The sequence below is a fragment of the Arthrobacter echini genome, assembly GCF_008107445.1.
Classification (GTDB): Bacteria; Actinomycetota; Actinomycetes; order Actinomycetales; family Micrococcaceae; genus Arthrobacter_D; species Arthrobacter_D echini_A.
Map to the genome: position 1 here is coordinate 193,896 of NZ_VSLD01000003.1, position 22,767 is coordinate 216,662.

20 protein-coding genes and 1 tRNA gene are annotated in these 22,767 nt (G+C 69.5%); 15 read left to right on the plus strand and 6 right to left on the minus strand.

Annotated features, from left to right (window positions below):
* Nucleotides 1-5 precede the first annotated feature (5 nt).
* The 12 genes from FQ377_RS07925 (at nucleotide 6) to FQ377_RS07980 (ending at nucleotide 12,353) form a co-directional block, all read left to right on the plus strand.
* Nucleotides 6-401, plus strand: coding sequence for a cytidine deaminase (locus FQ377_RS07925; protein WP_262364340.1), 396 nt, complete (start codon nucleotides 6-8; stop codon nucleotides 399-401).
* A 74-nt stretch (nucleotides 402-475) separates the two neighbouring features.
* The gene (locus FQ377_RS07930; protein ID WP_148600714.1) at nucleotides 476-1,762 is read left to right on the plus strand and encodes a thymidine phosphorylase; all 1,287 of its coding nucleotides are present in this window, start codon (nucleotides 476-478) and stop codon (nucleotides 1,760-1,762) included.
* Nucleotides 1,763-1,778: 16 nt separating this feature from the next.
* The gene (locus FQ377_RS07935) at nucleotides 1,779-2,957 is read left to right on the plus strand and encodes an adenosine deaminase (protein ID WP_148600715.1); all 1,179 of its coding nucleotides are present in this window, start codon (nucleotides 1,779-1,781) and stop codon (nucleotides 2,955-2,957) included.
* Nucleotides 2,958-2,967: 10 nt separating this feature from the next.
* The gene (locus tag FQ377_RS07940) at nucleotides 2,968-3,750 is read left to right on the plus strand and encodes a MazG nucleotide pyrophosphohydrolase domain-containing protein (protein ID WP_148600716.1); all 783 of its coding nucleotides are present in this window, start codon (nucleotides 2,968-2,970) and stop codon (nucleotides 3,748-3,750) included.
* Nucleotides 3,751-3,830: 80 nt separating this feature from the next.
* Entirely contained in the window at nucleotides 3,831-5,111 is a 1,281-nt protein-coding gene (gene eno, locus FQ377_RS07945; RefSeq protein WP_148600717.1) for a phosphopyruvate hydratase, read from the plus strand.
* Between the two features lie 88 nt (nucleotides 5,112-5,199).
* On the plus strand, nucleotides 5,200-6,024 hold the full coding sequence (locus tag FQ377_RS07950; protein WP_148600718.1) for a septum formation initiator family protein: 825 nt from the start codon (nucleotides 5,200-5,202) through the stop codon (nucleotides 6,022-6,024).
* A 75-nt stretch (nucleotides 6,025-6,099) separates the two neighbouring features.
* Nucleotides 6,100-6,813, plus strand: coding sequence for a DUF501 domain-containing protein (locus FQ377_RS07955; RefSeq protein ID WP_148600719.1), 714 nt, complete (start codon nucleotides 6,100-6,102; stop codon nucleotides 6,811-6,813).
* On the plus strand, nucleotides 6,810-7,757 hold the full coding sequence (locus tag FQ377_RS07960; RefSeq protein ID WP_148600959.1) for a Ppx/GppA phosphatase family protein: 948 nt from the start codon (nucleotides 6,810-6,812) through the stop codon (nucleotides 7,755-7,757). The genes FQ377_RS07955 and FQ377_RS07960 overlap by 4 nt, the downstream gene beginning before the upstream one ends.
* A 4-nt stretch (nucleotides 7,758-7,761) precedes the next feature.
* Nucleotides 7,762-9,099 carry a S8 family serine peptidase gene (locus tag FQ377_RS07965; protein ID WP_148600720.1) on the plus strand — a complete coding sequence of 446 codons (1,338 nt, stop codon included), beginning with the start codon at nucleotides 7,762-7,764 and terminating at the stop codon, nucleotides 9,097-9,099.
* Nucleotides 9,100-9,133: 34 nt separating this feature from the next.
* Entirely contained in the window at nucleotides 9,134-10,537 is a 1,404-nt protein-coding gene (locus FQ377_RS07970; RefSeq protein WP_148600721.1) for an NAD(P)/FAD-dependent oxidoreductase, read from the plus strand.
* A gap of 156 nt (nucleotides 10,538-10,693) precedes the next feature.
* Nucleotides 10,694-10,766 (plus strand) — tRNA-Leu (locus FQ377_RS07975).
* A gap of 180 nt (nucleotides 10,767-10,946) precedes the next feature.
* Nucleotides 10,947-12,353, plus strand: coding sequence for an ABC transporter substrate-binding protein (locus FQ377_RS07980; RefSeq protein WP_148600722.1), 1,407 nt, complete (start codon nucleotides 10,947-10,949; stop codon nucleotides 12,351-12,353).
* Between the two features lie 143 nt (nucleotides 12,354-12,496).
* Here the strand turns inward: FQ377_RS07980 and FQ377_RS07985 are convergent, their stop codons facing one another.
* Genes FQ377_RS07985 through FQ377_RS08000 form a run of 4 tightly spaced genes read right to left on the minus strand, consistent with a single transcriptional unit; the run spans nucleotide 12,497 to nucleotide 16,712 of the window.
* Nucleotides 12,497-13,237 (minus strand): ABC transporter ATP-binding protein, encoded by a 741-nt coding sequence (locus FQ377_RS07985; protein WP_148600723.1) that lies wholly within the window; start codon nucleotides 13,235-13,237, stop codon nucleotides 12,497-12,499.
* Complete coding sequence (locus FQ377_RS07990; protein WP_148600724.1) at nucleotides 13,237-14,298, minus strand: ABC transporter ATP-binding protein; 1,062 nt, start codon at nucleotides 14,296-14,298, stop codon at nucleotides 13,237-13,239. Before FQ377_RS07990 ends, FQ377_RS07985 begins: the two co-directional genes overlap by 1 nt.
* Entirely contained in the window at nucleotides 14,295-15,275 is a 981-nt protein-coding gene (locus tag FQ377_RS07995) for a branched-chain amino acid ABC transporter permease (RefSeq protein WP_148600725.1), read from the minus strand. The genes FQ377_RS07990 and FQ377_RS07995 overlap by 4 nt, the downstream gene beginning before the upstream one ends.
* Before the next feature lie 9 nt (nucleotides 15,276-15,284).
* Nucleotides 15,285-16,712: a branched-chain amino acid ABC transporter permease gene (locus tag FQ377_RS08000; protein ID WP_262364341.1), complete on the minus strand. Its 1,428-nt coding sequence runs from the start codon at nucleotides 16,710-16,712 to the stop codon at nucleotides 15,285-15,287.
* Nucleotides 16,713-16,931: 219 nt separating this feature from the next.
* Here FQ377_RS08000 and FQ377_RS08005 point away from each other — a divergent pair, with 219 nt between their 5' ends.
* The gene (locus FQ377_RS08005; protein WP_148600726.1) at nucleotides 16,932-17,807 is read left to right on the plus strand and encodes a Bax inhibitor-1/YccA family protein; all 876 of its coding nucleotides are present in this window, start codon (nucleotides 16,932-16,934) and stop codon (nucleotides 17,805-17,807) included.
* Nucleotides 17,808-17,930: 123 nt separating this feature from the next.
* On the opposite strand, the gene galK is transcribed toward FQ377_RS08005, so the two are convergent.
* Nucleotides 17,931-19,088 carry a galactokinase gene (gene galK, locus FQ377_RS08010; RefSeq protein WP_148600727.1) on the minus strand — a complete coding sequence of 386 codons (1,158 nt, stop codon included), beginning with the start codon at nucleotides 19,086-19,088 and terminating at the stop codon, nucleotides 17,931-17,933.
* Nucleotides 19,085-20,227, minus strand: coding sequence for a galactose-1-phosphate uridylyltransferase (gene galT, locus FQ377_RS08015; protein ID WP_148600728.1), 1,143 nt, complete (start codon nucleotides 20,225-20,227; stop codon nucleotides 19,085-19,087). Before galT ends, galK begins: the two co-directional genes overlap by 4 nt.
* Nucleotides 20,228-20,301: 74 nt before the next feature.
* Between galT and FQ377_RS08020 the strand changes: the two genes are divergently transcribed.
* Both FQ377_RS08020 and ilvA read left to right on the plus strand, forming a co-directional pair.
* Nucleotides 20,302-21,219, plus strand: coding sequence for an aldose 1-epimerase family protein (locus FQ377_RS08020; RefSeq protein ID WP_148600729.1), 918 nt, complete (start codon nucleotides 20,302-20,304; stop codon nucleotides 21,217-21,219).
* Nucleotides 21,220-21,543: 324 nt separating this feature from the next.
* On the plus strand, nucleotides 21,544-22,767 hold the full coding sequence (ilvA, locus tag FQ377_RS08025) for a threonine ammonia-lyase (protein WP_262364363.1): 1,224 nt from the start codon (nucleotides 21,544-21,546) through the stop codon (nucleotides 22,765-22,767).

The following is a 22,767-nucleotide window of genomic DNA, read 5'->3' on the forward strand; positions in this document are numbered from 1 at the left end:
CTGTCTTGACGGAGCAGGACATTCCCTGGGACCGCCTCGCCGCCACTGCGCGGGACGCGATGACCAACGCGTACGTGCCCTATTCGAAGTTCCCCGTGGGAGCAGCAGCACTGCTCGAGGACGGCCGCATCATCTCCGGCTGCAACGTGGAGAACGCCTCCTACGGGCTCACCCTCTGCGCCGAATGCGCCCTCGTCAGTGCGCTGGCGATGAGCGGCGGCGGACGCATCACCGCCTTCAGCTGCGTGGACGGCGAGGGCAACACCCTCATGCCCTGCGGGCGCTGCCGCCAGCTGCTGTACGAATTCAGGGCCCCGGACATGGTGCTCATGACCGTCAGCGGTGTCCGCACCATGGACGAGGTGCTCCCCGACGCCTTCGGTCCGCAGCATCTCGGCTGAGCCGTAACCCTCCCCATCTCCGGCTCCCCTCGGGGAACCGACCCACCACAGACCCACCAAGCCAAGGACCTCCCATGACTGAAGCCTTCGACGCCGTCGACATCATCCGTACCAAGCGTGACCACGGCGTGCTCTCGCCGGAGCAGATCGACTGGACCATCGACGCCTACACGCGCGGCGAGATCGCCGACGAGCAGATGGCAGCCCTGAACATGGCGATCCTGCTCAACGGGATGAACCGCGCGGAGATCTCCCGCTGGACGGCCGCCATGATCGCCTCCGGGGAGCGGATGGACTTCTCCTCCCTGGACCGCCCCACGAGCGACAAGCACTCCACCGGTGGCGTCGGTGACAAGATCACCCTGCCGCTGGCGCCGCTCGTGGCGGTGTTCGGCGTGGCCGTGCCACAGCTCTCGGGGCGCGGCCTCGGCCACACGGGCGGCACGCTGGACAAGCTGGAGTCGATCCCGGGCTGGCAGGCCCACCTGAGCAACGAGGACATGCTGCGCCAGCTCTCAGAGGTGGGCGCCGTCATCTGCGCCGCCGGGACCGGCCTGGCGCCGGCCGACAAGAAGCTCTACGCGCTGCGTGACGTCACGGGCACGGTGGAGGCCATCCCGTTGATCGCCTCCTCGATCATGAGCAAGAAGATCGCCGAGGGGACCGGTTCGCTCGTCCTCGACGTCAAGGTGGGCAGCGGCGCGTTCATGAAGGACGTGGGCCAGGCGCGCGAGCTCGCGGAGACCATGGTGGCCCTCGGGAAGGACGCCGGTGTCAACACCGTGGCGCTGCTGACCGGCATGAGCACCCCGCTCGGTCTCACCGCGGGGAACGCCATCGAGGTGGAGGAGTCCGTGGAGGTCCTCGCCGGTGGCGGCCCGGCCGACGTCGTCGAGCTCACCGTGCGCCTCGCCGAGGAGATGCTGGCCGCCGCCGGTGTGCGGGACGCCGATCCCGCGGCAGCCCTGCAGGACGGCCGCGCCATGGACGTGTGGAACGCGATGATCGAGGCGCAGGGCGGCGATCCGCGGGCGGCCCTGCCGGTGGCGCGGGAGTCCGAGGTGATCCTCGCACCTGCGGACGGCGTCCTCGTGGAGCTCGACGCCCTCGCCGTGGGTGTGGCCGCCTGGCGCCTGGGCGCCGGGCGCGCCCGCAAGGAGGACCAGGTGCAGGCCGGGGCCGGTGTGCGGATGCACGCGAAGCCCGGAGCCCGGGTCCGCGCCGGCGAGCCGCTCATGACGCTTCTCACCGACACCCCGGAGAAGTTCGACCGCGCGCGGGAGGCCCTCGCGGACGCCGTCGTGATCGCGCCCGGGGCCATGGGTCCGGCGCAGCAGCTCATCATCGACCGCATCGCGTAGGCGTAGGGTTGGCAGGGTGACCCAGACCCAGCACGAGGCCGCCTCCGGCGTTGCCATCGACATCCGCACCCTGCCCAAGATCTCGCTCCACGACCACCTCGACGGCGGGCTGAGGCCGGCCACCATCCTGGACCTCGCTGCCGGGATCGGCCACGATCTCCCGGCCGGCGATGCCGAGGCGCTCGGCGCCTGGTTCCGTGAATCCGCGGACTCCGGTTCGCTCGAGCGCTACCTCGAGACCTTCGACCACACGATCGCCGTCATGCAGACCCGCGAGGGGCTCATCCGGGTGGCCCGGGAGTTCGTCGAGGACCTCGCACTCGACGGCGTCGTCTACGGCGAGGTGCGCTGGGCACCCGAGCAGCACACCGCGCAGGGCCTCTCGCTCGACGAGGCCGTCGAGGCCGTCCAGGAGGGCCTGGACGCAGGCGCCGCGGCGGCGATCGCCGCCGGGCGCATCATCCAGGTGGGCCAGCTCATCACGGCCATGCGCCACGCCGACCGTGGCCAGGAGATCGCCGAGCTCGCCGTCCGGCATCGCGACCGGGGCGCCGTGGGCTTCGACATCGCCGGAGCCGAGAACGGTTTCCTCCCGTCCCGCTTCGCCGAGGCCTTCACGTTCCTCGCCTCCGAGCAGTTCCCCGTGACCATCCATGCGGGTGAGGCGGCCGGCCTCGAGAGCATCCAGGACGCGCTCGTCGCCGGTCGCGCGCTGCGCCTCGGCCACGGGGTGCGGATCGCGGAGGACATCGAGATCGAGGAGTCCGCGGACGAGGAGCAGACCGACGGGCAGGAGGTGGGGATCGCCAATCTCGGGCGTCTCGCGGCCTGGGTCCGCGACCGCGGTATCCCGCTCGAGCTGTGCCCGTCGTCGAATCTGCAGACCGGGGCCATCGAGGCCTTCGGTTCCACCATCGACGCGCATCCGTTCGACCTGCTCTACCAGCTCGGCTTCAAGGTGACGGTGAACACCGACAACCGCCTGATGAGCGGGGTGACGCTGACCGGGGAGTTCGAACTGCTCGTCGACACGTTCGACTACGATCTCGGTGATCTGCTCGAGCTCACGCTCAATGCCGTCGATGCCGCGTTCCTCCCGCTCGAGGACCGCGAGGCGCTGGCAGCGCACATCGCGTCCAGCTTCGACGCGGCGGCAGCCGGCGCGTCGGGCGGGGCGCCCGGCGCCGGATCCTGACGGGGGAGCGATGACGGGCTCCGGGGACGCGCGGGCCGACAGGACGCAGCGACCAGGCGCGGGTGCGGCGGTGGAGCGTCTCATGGAGGTGATCGGGTTGCTGCGCGAGAACTGCCCGTGGACGGCGGCCCTCGACCACGCGGCGCTGCTCGAGTACCTCGTGGAGGAGACCTACGAGCTCTATGAGGCCGTCGACGACGTCGAGCGCTCCCGGGACAGGACCGGGCCCCGCGGGCACCTCCTCGACGAGTTGCGCGGGGAGCTCGGCGACGTCCTGTTCCAGGTGGTGCTGCATGCGCAGCTCCAGGCCGAGCAGGGCGCCTTCGGCCTCTCGGAGGTGGTGGAGACGCTGACGGCGAAACTGGTGCGCCGGAACCCTCACGTGTTCTCCTCCGACGGGCGGCTGCGGGATTCGTTTCCGGCGTCGGTGGAGCAGATCGTCACCACGTGGCAGGACGTCAAGCAGCAGGAGCGCCCTCAGCGCACCTCGCCCTTCGACGGCATCCCGCACCAGCTGCCGGCCCTTGCCTTCGCCGCCAAGACGCTCCGGCGTGCCGGGGAGACCGCAGGGCCCGGGACGTCCGGGGCCGCCGAGGAGGCAGTCGGCAGGGAGCTGCTCGCGATGATCCGCGGTGCGGTGGCGGCGGGCGTGGACCCCGAGCGTGCCCTGCGCAGGGCGGTCCTGGATTACCAGCGCGAGCACGAGCGGACCGTTGGATCCGGCGGATCCGCGAACTCGGCCGATCCGGCTGCGGCAGCGCACTCCGCAGCGTCGCCGACCGGTGTGAACTAGGCTGGAATCTCAACCTCCGCCGCCCTGTGACAGCTGGCACCACCAGATGTGCACACCCGTCCCCGACAAGGAGCACTTCCATGGCCATCATCGACGCCATCCACGCGAGGGAAATCCTCGACTCCCGAGGTAACCCGACCGTCGAGGTCGAAGTACTGCTCGACGACGACACCTTCGGCCGCGCGGCCGTTCCCTCCGGCGCGTCCACCGGCAGGTTCGAGGCCAATGAGCGCCGCGACGGGGAGAAGAGCCGCTATCTCGGCAAGGGTGTCCTGCAGGCCGTCGAAGCCGTCATCGAGCAGATCCAGCCGGCCCTCCTCGGCTTCGACGCGGCTGACCAGCGAGCCATCGACCAGGCGATGATCGATCTCGACGGGTCCGAGAACAAGTCGAATCTCGGCGCCAATGCCATGCTGGGCGTGTCGCTCGCGATCGCCCGCGCCGCCGCCGAGTCCTCGGCGCTGCCGCTCTACCGCTATCTGGGCGGACCGAACGCCCACGTCCTGCCGGTACCCCTGATGAACATCCTCAATGGTGGCTCGCACGCCGACTCCGACGTCGACATCCAGGAATTCATGATCGTGCCCCTCGGCGCGCAGACCTACTCGGAGGGGCTGCGCTGGGGCGTGGAGGTCTACCACGAGCTCAAATCGGTGCTGAAGGAGAAGGGCCTGGCCACGGGGCTGGGGGACGAGGGCGGCTTCGCTCCCAATCTGTCCTCGAATCGGGAGGCCCTTGATCTCATCACGTCCGCCGTCGAGCGTGCCGGCTACACCCCCGGCAAGGACATCGCCTTCGCCCTGGATGTCGCGGCGTCCGAGTTCTTCGAGAACGGCACCTACCAGTTCGAGGGCAAGTCCCTCAGCACCGAGCAGATGAGCGCCTACTACGAGGAGCTCGTCCGCGACTACCCCCTGGTCTCCATCGAGGACCCCCTCGACGAGGACGACTGGGAGGGTTGGAAGCTCCTCACGGACGCGATCGGCGACAAGGTGCAGATCGTCGGTGACGATCTCTTCGTCACCAATCCGACACGCCTGTCGAGGGGCATCTCGAGCGGTACCGCGAACTCACTGCTGGTGAAGGTGAACCAGATCGGCACCCTGACGGAGACGCTCGACGCGATCTCGCTGGCGCAGCGCGCCGGCTACACGACGATCACCTCGCACCGCTCCGGCGAGACCGAGGACACCACCATCGCTGACATCTGCGTGGCGACCAACGCGGGCCAGATCAAGACCGGCGCACCCGCCCGCAGCGAGCGCGTCGCCAAGTACAACCAGCTGCTGCGCATCGAGGAGGAGCTCGACGACGCCGCCCGCTACGCAGGTCGGGGCGCCTTCCCGCGTTTCACGGCCTAGGGTTCGGCGGGCGCCCTGCCGTCCGGATACCCTCGGTGGACGGGCTTCGGACGGAGCCCGTCGCGACGCATCATCGACGAGGAGCTTCATGACTGCACGGCGCCCCAATGTGCCGCGGGCCGGACGGCCGGGACACGGGCCCGGCCAGCCCCCCGGCGCCGACCAGGCAGCCGACGGGGGGCACCGGACCGCACCCCGGTCACCGGATCCGGTACCCCACGCCTCCGCGCCGGGGCGTGGAGCCGGACCCTCGGCGGCGAAGAACCAGCACGCCCCGTCCCCGCGCAAGCCCTCCACGCCGCGTTCGCCCGGCCCGTCGGCCACCAAGGACCCCCGCACCGGCGGGTGGACTCCTGATCCCGGGCACGCGGCGGGCGGGACGCCGGATGGCGCATCCCCGCGCAGCCCGCGCCAGGTCTCCGCTCCGGAGGAACGAGCGGCGGAACGGGCGCAGCTGGCAGGAAGCATCCGCCGCGGCAGACTGGGTTCCCGTCGGGTGGAGTCGCCCATCCAGCCGGCGGAGGAGGCGACCCCCATCCCGGCGAAGGCCTTCTCCGGGCGGCTGCTCGCCCTCGCCGTCGTCCTGGTCGCGGTCATCGTCCTCCTGGCACCGTCCGTGAGCCGCTACGTCCAGCAGCAGGCGGAACTGGACGCCCTCCGGGCCGATATCGCCGTCCAGGAGCAGGCACAGGCGGAGCACCGGTCCGAGCTGGCCCGGTGGGACGATCCGGCGTTCGTCAAACAGCAGGCGAGGGAGCGCATCTTCCTCGTCATGCCGGGTGAGACACGCTATCTCGTCAAGGGTGGTGCGGGGATCGAGGACGGCACCGGTGAGGGGTCGGCGGACGAACCGGCCGATCTGCCCTGGGCCGACTCCCTGTGGGACTCCATCACGCGTGCCGCGACGGACTGACACGATCGACCGGCTGGCGCCCCGTGGGCCGGACCGCCGATCCAGCACTCCGAGCAGCGGCCAGGAAGGCACCGAATGACCACCGAACATCTGCACGACGACCCGCAGGATCTCCGTCCCGCGGACGGGACGAGGGCCAGGGGGGACGACCTCGACGTGCTCAGCCGTCAGCTGGGCCGTCCCGTGCGCGATGTGGTCGGGATCGGCGCCCGGTGCGTCTGCGGCAACCCGCTCGTCGCGGTCACGGCTCCCCGGCTGTCGAACGGGATCCCCTTCCCCACCACCTTCTACCTCAGCCATCCGGTGATCAGCGCCGCCGTCTCCCGCCTCGAGGCCGACGGCGTCATGACCGAGATGAGTGCTCGCCTGGGTGAGGACGACGAGCTCGCCGAGCAGCACCGGCGGGCCCATGAGGCGTTTCTCGTGGCGCGTGCCGCCGTGGGAGAGCGTGCCGGCACAGGACCGGTGCCGGAGATCGACGGTGTGTCGGCCGGGGGTATGCCCACCCGGGTGAAGTGCCTGCACGTGCTCGTGGCACATGCGCTCTCCGCAGGACCCGGGGTGAACCCGCTCGGGGACGAGGCGATCGCCGGGATCGCGCCCTGGTGGACGGCCGACCGGTGCTCCTGCGCCGGCGCGTGGGACACTGCGGGCCAGGTGCCCGCAGTGGATCTCAGCCGGCACACCCGTACGCAGGGACTGACCGTCGAGGAGCTCGAGACGAAGCGCGCGGCCCGGCGGCGCAGCGCACCCGGGACCGACGGCGGATCCGACGAGGAGGAGGACTGATGCGCACGGCTGCCATCGACTGCGGGACCAATTCCATCCGCCTGCTGATCGCCGACATCGAGGACGGCGTCCTGAGCGACGTCGTGCGCCTCATGCGCGTGGTCCGGCTCGGCGAGGGAGTGGATGCGACCGGACGCCTCTCGGAGGCGGCGCTGCAGCGCACGTTCGCCGCTGCGGAGGAGTACGCGGGCCTGCTCAGGGACCACGGCGACCCGACCCTGCGATTCGTGGCGACCTCGGCGACGCGTGACGCGGAGAACCGGCAGGATTTCGTCGACGGGATCCGGGAGCGCCTGGGCGTGGAACCGGAGGTCATCAGCGGTGACGAGGAGGCCCGCCTGTCCTTCGAGGGTGCCTCCAGCGTCCTGGCGACCACCGGGGACGAGACGGTCCTGGTCATCGACCTCGGCGGCGGGAGCACGGAGTTCGTCGCCGGGACGAAGGAGGGCCTGCTGGCTGCACGGAGCACCGACATGGGCTGCGTGCGCTTCACGGAGCGGTTCCTGAAGAGCGATCCACCCGGCGACGACGAGATCGGGGAGATGCGGTCAGAGGTGGATAGGCTCATGGACGAGGCAGCTGCCGGGGTGCCCCTCGACCGGGTCACGAGGATCATCGGCGTGGCGGGAAGCGTCACGACGGTGACCGCCCACGCGCTGGGGCTGCCGGCCTACCAGCCGGAGCTGATCCACGGTGCCGAGCTGACCGTCGAGGAGATCACCACGGCGTCGACCGAGCTGCTGCACCTCCCGCGCGACGATCGCGCCGCACTGCCGTACATGCACCCGGGTCGCGTCGATGTGATCGGAGCGGGCGCGCTGATCTGGTCCTCGATCCTGGAGCGCGTCGGGACCGCGACCAAGGGCCGCGTCCGCTCCGCCGTCACCAGTGAGCACGACATCCTGGACGGTCTGGCGCTGAGCATCGTGGAGCGGGACGGGTGAGCTGATGCGCCGATCTGGATCGCTGGTCCTGCGGGGCGGTGCCGTGCTCGCGGGGTGCCTGGCACTCGTGCTCCCCGGGGCCGTCCCGGCGGCGGCGGACGACATCCGCTTCGACCAGTACTGGCTCGACGAGTACGGGGTCACCGAGGCCTGGGCCGCCTCGCAGGGCGAAGGTGTCACGGTGGCCGTGATCGACAGCGGCGTTGACGGCAGCCACCCGGATCTGCTGGGCGCGGTGATCGACGGGACCGACGTGTCGGGCGCGGGAGGTCCCACGGGTCAGCTCGGTATCGGCGAGGTACCGAGCCACGGCACCCTCGTGAGCACTCTCCTGGCCGGCCGCGGACATGCTGCCGCCACCGGGCCCGGAGCTGCCGACAGATTCGGGCACGGGCCGGACGGCATCGTGGGGGTGGCGCCGAAGGCCGATCTGCTCGCCGTGTCGATCTGGGTCGACGGCCCGTCCGGCGGTCCCAATCCGGCCGGTGTCCCGGTGGAGGACCAGGTGCCCGAGGCCGTGATGTGGGCCGTGGACCATGGGGCCGACGTCATCAACATGTCACTCGGCAGCACCGACCCCGTCTGGCCGGCGAGCTGGGACGACGCATTCCTCCACGCCGAGGAGAACGACGTCGTGATCGTCGCCGCCGCCGGCAACCGGGCCGGGGGCCTGATGCAGGTGGGTGCGCCTGCGACGATCCCGGGCGTCCTCGCCGTCGCCGGCCTCGACCGTTCCGGGAGCGCGAGCTCCGAAGCGTCCTCGGAGGGCATCAGCGTCGGCGTCGCAGCGCCCTCGGAGGATCTCATCGGCGGGATGCCGGGGGGCCTCTACGCGGACTGGTCCGGGACGAGCGGCTCCGCGCCCCTGGTGGCCGGTGTCGCGGCCCTGATCCGCTCCGAACACCCGGAACTCTCCGCCGCGGAGGTGGTCAACCGGATCGTGGACACTGCGAGGGACGCCGGCCCGCCGGGTTTCGACACGCTCTACGGCTACGGTGTGCTGGATGCTGCCGCTGCGGTCGGCGAGGACATCACGGTGCCCGCCGAGAATCGGCTGGGCAGCATGGCCGAATGGATCCACCTCTACAGGAGGGGCGAGCCGTCCGCGGAAGCCGCTCCGGAGCGATCGGAGCAGCAGCCGGGCCCGACGGCGGCTCTTCCCGCGCCGGCCGCGCCGGCCGCCGTGGACCCGGATCCCGCTCCGGACCCGCTGCCCGGCGTCATCGTGCTCGGTGCCGGGGGACTCCTGCTCACGGCGTTGCTGGGCGGAACACTGCACGTGCTGCGCGTCCGCCGCCGGATGGCCCGGGCAGGGACGCCGCCACCCTCCCCGCCGACTTAGTGAAGATTTTCACAAAGTCCGGTAGCATCGAGGAATGGCAACGACACAACATTTCTCCGATCGTCCGCGCGTTCTTGTCGTCGGCGGCGGGTACGCCGGCCTGTACGTGGCGCACAGGCTGCAGAAGAAGATCAGGGACCACGGGGGGATCGTCACCCTCGTCGATCCGGTTCCCTACATGACCTACCAGCCCTTCCTTCCCGAGGTGGCGGCGGGCAGCATCGAGCCACGTCACGCGATCGTCTCGCACCGCAGGCACCTGCGGAAGACGGAACTGATCAGCGGACGGGTGACGCAGGTCGACCACGCCGGGCGGACGGCCACGATCGAGCCCGTGGACGGGGGTGCTGCCTTCGATCTCGCGTACACCGAGATCGTCATGACGGCCGGTTCCATCACGCGCACCTTCCCGATCGACGGCCTCAAGGACGAGGGCATCGGCATGAAGTCGATCGAGGAAGCGGTTGCCGTCCGTGACGGGATGCTCGAGCGCATCGAGACCGCGTCGGCCATGGAGAAGGGGCCCGAGCGGGATCGTGCCCTCACCTTCGTCCTCGTCGGTGGCGGCTACGCCGGCATCGAGACCATCACGGAGCTCGAGGATGCGGCGCGCGACGCCGTCGCCGCCAATCCGCGGCTGACCCGCTCCGAGCTGCGGTTCGTCGTCGTCGAGGCCATGGGCCGGATCATGCCCGAGCTCACGGAGGACCAGGCCAAGTGGGTGGAGAAGCACCTCGCGGACCGCGACATCGAACTGCTGCTCAACACCTCCCTGGACAGCGCCGCGGGCGGCAGGGTGAAGCTGATCAACATGCCGGACAAGACGCCGGCCGACGAGTTCGAGACCGACACGCTCATCTGGACCGCCGGTGTGCAGGCGAACCCGGTGAACCGCTCCACGGATTTCCCCATCGATGATCGTGGCCGACTCCGCGCCACCGCCGAGCTGCAGATCGCGGGCGACGACGGACCCGTCGGTCACGCCTGGACCGCCGGCGACGTCGCGGCCGTCCCGGATCTCACGGGCGGGGGAGTGGGCGGGTTCTGCGTCCCCAACGCCCAGCACGCCGTCCGCCAGGCGAAGCTGCTCGCCGCGAACGTCCTCGCCGCCGCCTTCGGTGAGGGTGAGGTCAAGGAGTACCGGCACAACAACCTGGGCGCCGTCGCCGGTCTGGGACAGTACAAGGGCGTTGCGAACATCATGGGCTTCGGCCTGAAGGGCCTGCCCGCGTGGCTCGCGCACCGCGGCTACCACGGCCTCGCCATGCCGATGTACGAGCGCAAGGCGCGGGTCCTCGCCGACTGGACCATGGGGTTCCTGTTCGGGCGCGATCTGGTGCCGCTGACCTATCTGCAGGAGCCCACCCGCCAGTTCCGCGAGGCTGCGACGCCTCCTGCCAAGAGAGCCACGGCCGGCGCAGGCAAGGCGCCCTCCTGACACGAGGGCTGGTGACACCGGACAGCTCCGGTAGCTGAAGCATCTGGACGACGGCGGCCCGGCGGGGTCGCCGTCGTTCGTCGTCGTGGCCCCGCCGGTCACCGCTCCGCGCCCGCGGCGCACGTCCCGGCCACGATAGGCTGGGCCGATGGTCCGGCCCCAGTAGCCCAATGGCAGAGGCAGCAGACTTAAAATCTGTTCAGTCAGGGTTCGAGTCCCTGCTGGGGCACATGCTCTGTAGACCAGCCCATGTCAAGACCGTGATGCCGCCGGTGTGACGAGCGTTACAAGGATGTAACCGGATTCCCTTCAGCCGCCACGGTTTATGGATTAGCTTTTCTACAGGCCAGGAAGACCTGGCATGAAGCATCGAGGGCCGTCAGGGCCTTTTGGTCGAGGAGACTGATTCATGACTGCACCACGCAACTCCGCGTTGTTCGGCATCGGGGAGCACGCGCCACGCGCAGCGAAGATCGCCGCGCTCGGACTGGGCATAGCACTGTTCGCCTCCGGGTGCGGGGGCGACTCCGGCGAATCCGACGCCGGGGGCAGCACCGAGAGCAGCGGCACGGAAACCACCAGCGCGGCGGGCGCCTCGATGCTGGCCTGCCCCGAGGGAGAGGGTGGCGAGGGGGAGGAGCAGGGCGAGAAGGGCGACCCGGCCGCCGTCCCCGCGAGCGAGACCACGAGTCCCGAGCCGCTCAAGCTCGGATCCCTCCTGCCCACCACGGGAACACTGGCGTTCCTCGGCCCTCCCGAGATCGCGGGCACCAACCTGGCAGTCAACGAGATCAACGAGGCCGGCGGTGTCCTCGGTCAGGACGTCTCGATCACCCAGCGCGACTCCGGAGACACGACCACGGACATCGCCACCCAGTCCGTGACGGATCTCCTGTCACAGGATGTCAACGCGATCGTCGGAGCAGCGTCCTCGGGCGTCTCCAAGACCGTCATCAACCAGATCACCGGTGCCGGCGTGGTGCAGTTCTCGCCAGCCAACACCTCACCGGAATTCACCGACTGGGACGACAAGGGCCTCTACTGGCGCACCGCCCCCTCGGACGTGCTCCAGGGCCGTACACTCGGCACCTACATCACCACCTGTGGAGCCCAGACGGTCGGCATGATCACGCTGAACGACTCCTACGGGACCGGGCTGCAGACCAACATCCAGGAGAGCATCGAGTCAGCAGGCGGGCAGGTCGTCGCCAACGAGATGTTCAACACGGGTGACTCGCAGTTCTCGAGCCAGGTGGACGCGATCGCGGCCGCGAAGCCGGACGCCGTCGTGCTGATCAGCTTCGACGAGGCCAAGAGCATCGTCCCGCTGCTCGTCGCCAAGGGAGTCGATCCGAGCACACTGTTCATGGTGGACGGCAACACCTCCGACTACAGTGCGGACCTCGATCCCGGCACCCTCGAGGGCGCCCAGGGCACCATCCCCGGTCCATTCACCGGGTCGGGCTTCCAGGACGGCCTGGCCACGATCGACCCCGACCTGAACAGCCTCGCCTACGCCGGTGAGGCCTATGACGCCGTGAACCTCATCGCACTCGCGGCCGAGGCGGCCGGCAGCGTCGAGGGCACGGACATCGCCACGGAACTCGAGGCCGTCTCGAAGGACGGCACCAAGTGCTTCGACTTCGCCGGATGCGTGACCCTCCTGCGCGACGGCGAGGACATCGACTACGACGGCATCTCCGGCCCGGTGGCGTTCGACGAGAACGGTGATCCCACGGAAGCCGCCATCGGCATCTACCGCTACGACGCCGACAACGTACCCCAGCCCTACCGGTCCGAGGTGGGACAGCTCTAAAACCGCAGCTGGTCCTGCCCGGGTCATCCGACCGGAAGAGCCCCGGTACTCCTTCGAGGGAAGGAGTACCGGGGCTCTGTCGTCCGCGTCCTGGTGGCGGTGTCGAGCGGCCGCGGGTGCGCGAGGCGTCGGGTGCGGACCGGTCAGGCCGTGTCGGCGAGCGTCCCGAGGTAGAGCTGGATCACTTTGGGGTCCTTCATCAGTTCCCGTCCGGTGCCCGTATAGGCGTCCTTGCCCTGGTCCAGCACGTAGGCGCGATCGCAGATCTGGAGGCAGCGGCGCGCATTCTGCTCCACCATGATGACCGAGACACCGGCCCGGTTGATCTCGTGCACCCGCAGGAACGTCTCGTCCTGCTTGACGGGGGACAGCCCGGCGGAGGGTTCGTCGAGCAGCAGCACGGCCGGGTCCATCATGAGGGCCCGCCCCATGGCGACCATCTGCCGTTCACCGCCGGAGAGCGAGCCCGCACGCTGTGCCCGTCTCCTGCCGAGCTCGGGGAACAGGCTCGTGACGAACTCGAAGCGCTGCTTGAAGTCCCTGGGCCGCTGGTACATGCCCATCTGGAGATTCTCCTCGATGGTCAGCGTGCTGAAGACGTTGTTGTTCTGCGGCACGAATCCCACCCCCTGGCTCACGAGCCGGTTGGCCTTGAGTCCGGTGAGATTCTGGCCGCGGACGATCACGGTGCCGGAGTGCACCTTCACGAGCCCGAACATGGCCTTCAGGAGCGTCGACTTGCCGGCGCCGTTCGGTCCGATGATGCCGATGAGCTCACCGCGGCGTGCCTCGATGCTGCAGCCGTTCAGGATGTTGACGCCGGGAAGATAGCCGGCCACCAGATCGGTCACCTTGACCACCGAGTCGCCCTCGAATTCCTCCATCACTTCGTCTCCTCCTCCGTGTGCGTCGGGTCCACCGCGTGAGCGCCTCCGACCTCCATGACTCCTGCCCCGAGGATGCCTTCGTCCCGGGTCCCCACGGCTGATTCGGCGTCGTGGGCGAGTTCATCCTCGAGGCGTTCGATGCCCGTGGAGTCCCCGAGGTCCACGTCGTGGTGGGCTCCCAGATAGGCGTCGATGACGGCCTGATCCTTCATGACGACCTCCGGGGGGCCCTCGGCCACCACCTTGCCCTCCGCCATGACGATCACCCAGTCGGCGATATGGCGGACCATGTGCATGTCGTGCTCCACGAAGAGGACGGTCATGCCCTCCTGCTTGAGATTCTTGATGTGGTCGAGCAACGACTGCGTCAGGGCCGGGTTCACGCCGGCCATCGGCTCGTCGAGCATCACGAGTCTGGGCCGGACCATCAGCGCCCGCGCCATCTCCAGGAGCTTGCGCTGCCCGCCCGAGAGGGATGCCGCGTAGTCGTCGCGCTTGGTGTCCAGCTTGAACTTGGCGAGCAGCACCTCGGCCTGCGCCGTGATCTCCCGTTCCCGTCCGCCCCACAGGCCCTTGAACAGGGCGCGCGCGAGCGACTCGCCGGGCTGGTCCGCCGCCCCGAGCCGCATGTTCTCCATGACCGTGAGCTTGCCCATGACCTTGGTGAGCTGGAAGGTGCGGACCATCCCCATGCGTGCCACCCTGTGGGAGGCCACCTTCGCCAGCGGCTTGCCGTCGAACTCCCAGTCCCCGCTGTTGGGTGTGTCGAAGCCCGTCAGCAGATTGAAGAGCGTGGTCTTGCCGGCTCCGTTGGGACCGATCAGCGCCGTGATCCTGTGGCGGGGGATCTCCAGGTGCTCCACGTCGACGGCGTTGACGCCCCCGAAGCTGCGCGTCACGTTGCGTGCCACGACGATGGGATCGGTCTTCCGGCACCCCGGCCCGGGCTCCCCGGTGGTGATGGGAGATCCAGTGGCCGCCGCAGCAGCGTCCGCGGCGTGGGCGCCGGCGCTGCCTGTGTGCGGTTCCGGGGTGCTGCCGGTGTGGTCCACACTCATGCGAAAGCCAACTCCTTCTTGTTGCCCAGGACGCCCTGCGGCCTGAAGACCATGAGCAGCATCAAAGCCACACCCACCAGGATGTAGCGCAGCTGGCCCGCCTGCGGATTGGTCAGGAACGTGATCGCCCCGATCTCGATGGCGCCGTACAGGAGACCCTGTGTCAGGGACAGCACCACCCAGAAGATCATGGCGCCGATCACCGGTCCGAGGACGGTCGCCATGCCTCCGAGCAGGAGGCAGGTATAGAGGAAGAAGGTCAGCTCCGTCGCGTAGTTGGCGGGTTGGACGGCTCCGCGGGGCAGGGTGAAGATGATGCCCGCCAGCGAGCCGAGGATCCCGCCGATGATGAGGGCCTGCATCTTGTACGCATAGACGTTCTTGCCGAGCGAGCGCACCGCATTCTCGTCCTCGCGGATTCCCTTGAGGACGCGGCCCCAGGGGCTGCGCATGAGGAGCCAGATGAGCAGGCAGGCGATGATGACGACGCTCCAGCCGACGATCCTGATCCACAGATCACGTTCGTTCATGGAGATTGGGCCCACCTGGTACGCGCCGGGCGGGAACGGATTGAGTCCGAAGAAGCCCCCCTCGAAGGCAGCGAGCCCGTTGGCGGATCCGGTGACGTCCGTCAGGCCGTTGGTCGTGACGATGTAGCGGATGATCTCCGCGGCGGCGATGGTCACGATCGCCAGGTAGTCCGCGCGGAGGCGGAGGGTGGGTATGCCGAGGACGATCGCGAAGACGACCGAGGCGAGGACCGCGACGAGGACCGCGACCGGCAGGGGAGCGTTGAAGGTCAGCGTCGAGATGGCGTAGCCGTAGGCCCCGACGGCCATGAAGCCGGCCTGGCCGAAGTTCAGCAGGCCGGAGTAGCCGAAGTGCACGGCGAGGCCGAGGGCCGCCAGCGCGTAGGCCGCCGTCGTGGGGCTGATCAGCTCGCCGAAGGCGTTGATGAGGATGTTTCCGATGTCCATGAGGAGCCCCTAACCTATACGCTCGCGGCGGCCGAGGATGCCCTGCGGCCGGAAGAGGAGCACGAGAATCAGAATCAGCAGGGCCCCCACGTACTTGAGGTCCGCTTCGAGCCAGATGGTGGAGATCTCCACGAAGAGGCCCACGATGATGGATCCGAGGAGCGCCCCGAAGACGGTACCGAGCCCGCCGAGGGTCACTCCGGCGAAGATGAGCAGGAGGATCTGCTGGCCCATGTTGTAGGACACGCCGGGACGGTAGTACGCCCAGAGGATCCCGCCGAGGGCTGCCAGCATGCCACCGACCACCCAGACGATCCGGATGACGCGATCGACGTCGATCCCGGACGCGGCGGCCAGGGCGGGGTTGTCGGCGACGGCGCGGGTCGCCTTGCCGATCCGGGTGCGCAGGAGCAGGAACGCGACGATCAGGATGATCACCAGGCTCACGGTGAGCGAGGTGAGATTGTTGCGTGAGATGGAGACCGAGCCGAGATCGATGATCTCGCTCTGCGATCCGGGCAGCTGCTGCGTGGCGCCGCCGAAGAACAGCTGGATGATGTACCGCAGGGCGAGCGCCAGGCCGATGCTGACGATCATCATGGGGACGAGGCCGGTCCCGCGACGCCGGAGCGGCTTCCACAGCCCGGCGTCCTGCACGTAGCCGAGGAGGCCTCCGGCGATGACCGCGAGCACGATGGCGACGGCGATCGGGAGGCCGATGGCAGCGAAGGCGAACGCGACGACGGCGCCGAAGGTCACCATCTCGCCGTGGGCGAAGTTCGTGAGCCCGGTGGTCCCGAAGATCAGGGAGAGCCCGACGGCGCTCAGGGCCAGGAGGAGGCCGAAACTGAAGCCCGCGAGCGCGCGCTCCGCGAGGGTCTCGAGGAAGGGCGTCTGCTGGGTGGTGATGCCCTCACCGAACAGGAACAGGGTGGTGGCGCTCGAGGTGTTCGTGAAGGTGACCTCGCGGGGGTTCTCCTGGTCCTCGGCGAGCACGATGCCCTCGGGGAGGGTCTCCTCGTCGATCGCCACCTCATAGGTACCCTGCTCGGGCACTCCGATCCTCCAGGCTCCGTTCGCCCCGGAGGTGGCCTCGCCCTCGAAGCCGTTGCCGCTGGCTGTCACGGTGACGTCGACGATCGGGCCGTCGGCGCCGCGGAGCACCCCGCCGATGCTGTTGTCGAACTCCTGTGCCTGGACAGCGGTGGTGCCCCGGAGCGCGAAGCTCCCGTAGTGGGTGGCCGGAGCGGGCGGTCCAGGCGATGCCTGGGCCGCAGGGGCGCCGAGCAGCACGATCGCCAGGAAGCCGATGACCAGCAGCAGCGACCTCCTGATCCGTGCAGGCGTCGATGGGGTGAGCAAGATGGGAACCTCCGCAGTGGGGCAGGCCCGGCGCATGAGCGACGGGCTCGCAGCTGTGACGCGTGTCACTGACATCGTGATCATGCTACTCGGGGGCTCGTGGGCCCGAGCGCAAATACCGCGGGCAGGGGTAGAGATTCGGTAACGATCAGGGAATCACGCCCTCACGGTGTTGTCTTCCGTCTGTCGTCCTCGTTGTCGGTGCGCGGGGGAGGGGAACAAAAATCGGGGGGAACCGTTGGTCTTGGTAGGGTTGCACGAACACTCAGCCCCCTATTTGGAGGACCAGTACACATGGCACTTGGCGGCAATCCGGTATTCAACGGGAAGACCTTCCGCTCAGCTACCCGGGGCACCCAGTCCTCGGGTCCGGGCACCACGCTCTACGCGGGTCGGGCCGCCGACCAGCAGCAGCTCGAGCACCTGTACAACCAGCCGTCGGCCGGCCCCGCCGACACCGGGCGCATGACCTTCGACGACGTCATCGTGAAGACCCTGCTGTGCATCGGCGTGGTCCTGGTCGGCGCGGCGGTCCCCGCGTTCCTGCTGCCGGGCCTGGCACTGCCGCTCATGGTAGTCGGAGCGCTCGGCGGCTTCGTGCTCGGACTCGTGAATGCGTTCAAGCGCGAGCCCTCGCCGGCTCTGATCCTCGCCTACGCGGGTCTCGAGGGACTCTTCGTCGGTGGTATCACGATGTTCCTCGAGGCTCGGTTCCCCGGGATCGCCCTGCAGGCCGTCCTCGGCACCCTCGTGGTGTTCGGTGTGACACTCGCGCTGTTCAAGAGCGGGAAGGTCCGCGCCACCCCGAAGGCCATGAAGTTCTTCATGATCGCGCTCATCAGCTACGCCGCGTTCTCACTGGTCAATCTGGGCCTCATGCTCTTCGGCGTCACCGAGGGCATGTTCGGTCTGCGTAGCGCGGGCATTCCGGGGACCGACGGGATGCTCGGGTTCGACAACGGCATCCCGTTCGGCCTCGTGATCGGCCTGCTCGCCATCGGTCTGGCTGCGTTCTCCCTGATCATCGACTTCACCTCGATCAGCGACGGCGTGCGCCACGGCGCTCCCCAGCGGTATTCCTGGACCGCGGCCTTCGGCCTGACCGTCACCCTGATCTGGCTCTACGTGGAGATCCTGCGCCTGATCGCGATCATCCGCGGCAGCGACTGATCCGGCCCGTGCGGTCGACCGCACGGAAGACACAGGATCGAGAGGGACCCGCACCCATCGGGGTGCGGGTCCCTCCGTCGTCCCCGGTGTGACACGGACCGGCGATGGCGTCGGCGCCGTCGCTCACGCGACGCGGGCGGCACCGGCTCCCGGCAGGACGCCGAAGACCACCGGCGCAGCGAGAGCGGCGGTGGCGAAGGCCTGCTCCACGGCCGCGCGGATCGTGGGGGCGTCGTCGACGCGTGCCAGGGCGATCGCAGCCCCGCCGAAGCCCCCGCCGGTCAGCCGCGCGCCGAGCGCCCCGGCCTCGAGTGCCGTGTCGACCGCCAGGTCCAGTTCGGCGGTGGAGATCCCGAAGTCGTCCCGCATGGAGGCGTGGCTGGCGACCAGGAGCGGCCCGAGGTCCGCCGGTCGCCCGCGGTCGAGGACGTCCACCGCATCCTGCACCCGCGCGTTCTCCGTCACCACGTGCCGGACCCGGCGGAAGATCTCCTCGTCGAGCAGGCCCGCCGCTTCCGCGAGATCGCCGACGGCGAGCTCGCGCAGGGACGGGACGGACATCAGTTCGGCGCCGAGTTCGCAGGAGCGACGACGCGCGGCATAGCCGCTCGTGGCGTGCTCATGGGTGACGCGCGTGTCGATGACCAGCAGGACGAGCCCCGCGGCGTCGAGCTCGAGCGGCACCAGGCGTGCGTCCCCCGAGCGGCAGTCGAGGAAGACGGCGTGTCCCGCGTCACCGAGGAGGGAGGCAGCCTGGTCCATGATGCCCGTGGGAGCGCCGACCATCAGGTTCTCGGCGAGCTGCCCGATGATGACGAGCTCCCGGCGCGGGATCCCGGCGCCGGAGAGATCATTGGCCGCAAGCGCGACCGCGCACTCGAGAGCGGCCGAAGAGGAGAGTCCGGCCCCGATCGGCACGGTGGAATCGACGAGGAGGTCCAGGCCGGGGCAGCGGTATCCCCTCTGCCCCATGGCCCACAGCACCCCGATCGGATACGCCGCCCAACCCTGCACAGCCCCCTCCTCGAGGCTGTCCAGGTCGACCGTGACGAGTGCGTCGTCGGGCGCGAGGGTGGATGCCACACGGACGAGCCGGTCCTTCCGGACCGCCGCCGCGACGGTCGTGGACTGTTCGATCGCGAAGGGCAGGACGAAACCGCCGTTGTAGTCGGTGTGCTCGCCGATGAGGTTGACGCGGCCGGGGGCCGACCAGAGGCCGTCGGGTTCACGGCCCGTCCGTTCGGTGAACAGGTGGGAGAGCTCGAGCGGTGTCCGTCTCACGCGGGGTCCTTCGGGGGGCTGCCGGCAGCGGCGGGAGCGGCCGGGGTCGCAGCGCGCAGTGCTGCCGCGACCTGCTCCGGCATCGTGTCGTTGATGAAGGCGCCCATGGCAGCTTCCGAACCAGCCAGGAACTTCAGCTTGTCCACCGCACGCCGCGGGGAGGTGAGCTGCAGGTGCAGGTAGCCGGAGCGTCGCAGGGCGTCGTCGACCGGGGCCTGCTGCCAGGCCGCGATGTACGGGGTGGGTGTCGGGTAGAGGGCGTCGACGCGGCCCAGGAGATCGAGGTAGACCTCGGTGAGTTCGTCGCGTTCAGTCCCTGACAGCCCGGCGATGTCGGCGACCTGGCGATGAGGCACCAGGTGCACCTCGAGCGGCCAGCGTGCGGCGAAGGGGACGAAGGCGCTGAAGTGGGTGCCCTCGACGACCATGCGATCGCCCGCATCCCGCTCCGAGGCCAGCACCTGCCCCATGAGGGTCTGCCGTCCTCCTGCCGCCTCCAAGAACTGGGCGGCCTTCGCTGCGAGTGCCGCAGCCCGGGGCGGGACGAACGGGTAGGCATAGATCTGCCCGTGCGGGTGCAGCAGGGTGACGCCGATGTCGGCGCCGCGGTTCTCGAAGCAGAAGACCTGCTTGATCCCGGGGAGGGCGGAGAGCGCTTCGGTGCGGTGCGCCCACGCGTCGATCACCGTCCTGGCGCGCTCCGGGGCGAGGGAGCCGAACGACCCCTCATGGGCCGGGTCGAAGGCGATGACCTCGCACCGCCCGGAGGCCGTTGCCGTGGTGCCCCAGCCCGGGTGGGCCGGCAGGTCGCCGAGGTCGGGGCCGAAGGACGGGAACCGGTTCTCGAAGACCACCACCTCGTAGTCGGCGGCGGGGACCTCGGAGTGATTGTCCGAGGTCGAGGGGCACAGCGGGCACTGGTCCGCCTGGGGCAGGTGGGTACGTGACTGGCGGTGAGCGGCGACGGCGATCCACTCGCCGGTGAGGGCGTCGTAGCGCGCGCTCCCGGACGGGCCGCGCGGGGGAAGACCACGCTGGTCCTCCTCGGGCGCACGATGCAGCCCGGAAGCCGCTCGGCCGGCATCGAAGTAGATGAGCTCGCGGCCGTCGGACAGCAGGGTGGGGGTGATGAACGTCATGGGCTTCCGAAACTACCAGTCGAGGGATCAGGACGGGCTCTGCACGGCCGCCCCGGCCGCTGTAGCATCGCTGGATGATCCCGGACATCCGCCCCCTGGCCAGCGGCACCAACTACGAACTCGTAGCCGGGTCCTCGACCGTCGTCGTCGCGAGCCTGGCAGCCGCCCTGAGATCCTACGAGCACGACGGCGTGGCGCTCACCGAGACCTGGGGTGACGACGACATCCCGGCAGGTGGCGGCGGGATCCTCCTGGCTCCGTGGCCCAATCGCGTCGCCGCCGGACGCTGGACGCTCCACGGCGCGGAGCAGCGCCTGGACATCACGGAGCCCTCGAAGGGCAACGCCATCCACGGACTGCTCCGCAACACCGGTTACCGGCCGGTGGACGTGGGGTCGGCGCACGTGGTGCTGGAGGCCGAGATCTTCCCGCAGCACGGTTATCCCTTCCACCTGCTGCACCGGGCAACCTACGAGCTGGCAGTGGAGGGGCTCACGGTCACGCAGCAGCTCTCCAATCTGTCCGCGGCACCTGCCCCCTTCGCGCTCGGCGCCCATCCCTATCTCAAGATCTCCGCCGTCCCGACCGAGGACCTCACGCTCACGGTGCTCGCGGACGAGATGTTCGAGACCGACGACCGCGCGATTCCCACCGGCAGGAGAAAGGTCTCCGGGCAGCACGATCTCCGGGAGGGCCGGCGCATCGGTGACATCGAGTTCGACACCGCCTTCACCGGGCTGCACGCGGTGGACGGCCGGTACGAGCACGTGCTGTCGGCGCCGGACGGTCGGCGCGTCACGCTGTGGGCCGACGCCTCGTTCGCCTACGCCCACGTCTACGTCAGCACCATCTACCCCGGCGTCGGCAAGGCCGTGGCGATCGAACCCATGACGGCTCCGGCCGACGCGTTCAACTCGGGGGAGGGACTGCGCTGGCTCGAACCGGGTTCCTCGTTCTCCGCCGCATGGGGCATTGTCCCCGGTCTCGGATAGCGGCCGAGCGGTCCTTCTGTGGAAGAATCGCTCCATGCGCCTGGCCGGAGCGACACCACAGTGGGCAATGCCGCGCGCTGCGCGACGCCCGGGTGTCGAGGGGTCGGTCCCGGGTATTCGTCGGCCGGCGGCGGTGGAGCGTGAAGCGCTCCCGTCACCGGCCAGCACCCCCGGACCTCACGCCGCACCGTCGGCGCCGATACTCCAGGAAGAGACACCCCCGTGACCGAGCAGGCCCTCACCTCCCGCACTACATCACACACCCCGGAACACCCGCCCGCAGCCCGGCCCGACGGCGACGGCCGTACCGGCCTCCCGGTCCGCCTGGCCGACGTCGAGGCCGCGCAGCGGACCCTGCAGGGCGTGATCGCCCTGACCCCCGTCGAACAGTCGCGAGCCCTCGGCCGACTGACCGGCTCGAGCGTCTCGCTCAAGTGCGAGAATCTCCAGCGAGCCGGTTCCTTCAAGGTCCGCGGCGCCTACAACCGGATGGCGAAGCTGACCGAGGCCGAGCGCTCCCTCGGCGTCGTCGCGGCATCCGCCGGCAACCACGCGCAGGGTGTGGCCGTCGCCGCCGCGAAACTCGGTATCTCCGCCCGCATCTACATGCCGCTCGGCGTGGCGCTGCCCAAGCTGGCGGCAACGCGCGGACATGGCGCAGAGGTGGTGCTGCACGGGCACACGGTGGACGAGGCGCTCGCCGAGGCGAAGAGATACGCCGATGCCAAGGGTGCCGTCTTCGTCCACCCGTTCGACAACGTGGACGTCGTCGCCGGGCAGGGCACCATCGGGCTGGAGATCCTGGAGCAGGTCCCCGAGGTCGACACGATCCTGATGGGCGTCGGGGGTGGCGGACTCCTCGCCGGGGTCGCCGTCGCGGTCAAGGCTCGAGCCAGGGAACTCGGGCGGGAGATCCGTATCATCGGGGTGCAGGCCGAGAACGCAGCGGCCTATCCGCCCTCGCTGGCCGCAGACGCACTCGTGCCGCTGACCAAGGTGTCCACGATCGCGGACGGCATCGCTGTCGGCAGTCCGGGCCAGTTGCCGTTCTCGATCATCCGTGAACTCGTCGACGACGTCATGACCGTCAGCGAGGACTCCCTCGCGCGGGCGCTCATCTTCCTCTTGGAACGCTCGAAGATGGTCGTGGAGCCGGCCGGTGCCGTGGGCGTCGCGGCACTGCTGGACGGAAAGCTGACGGAGGGCGGTAGGGACCCCGGGAACACCGTCGTGGTGCTCTCGGGTGGCAATATCGACCCGATGCTGATGCTCAAGGTGATCCAGCGGGGACTGGCGGCAGCCGGACGGTATCTGGTGGTGCGCATGCTGCTCGACGACCGGCCCGGATCCCTTGCCACGATTTCGCGGATCATCGCCGAGTCGGACGCCAACGTGACCGGTGTCGACCACACGCGGGTGGGCGGATCGATCAGCATGGGCGACGTGGCGATCACCATCAACATGGAGACCAAGGGCGAGGAGCACTGCGAGCAGGTCCTCGGCAACCTGCGCGCCGAGGGCTTCCAGCCGGTGGTCATCCGGGGCTGA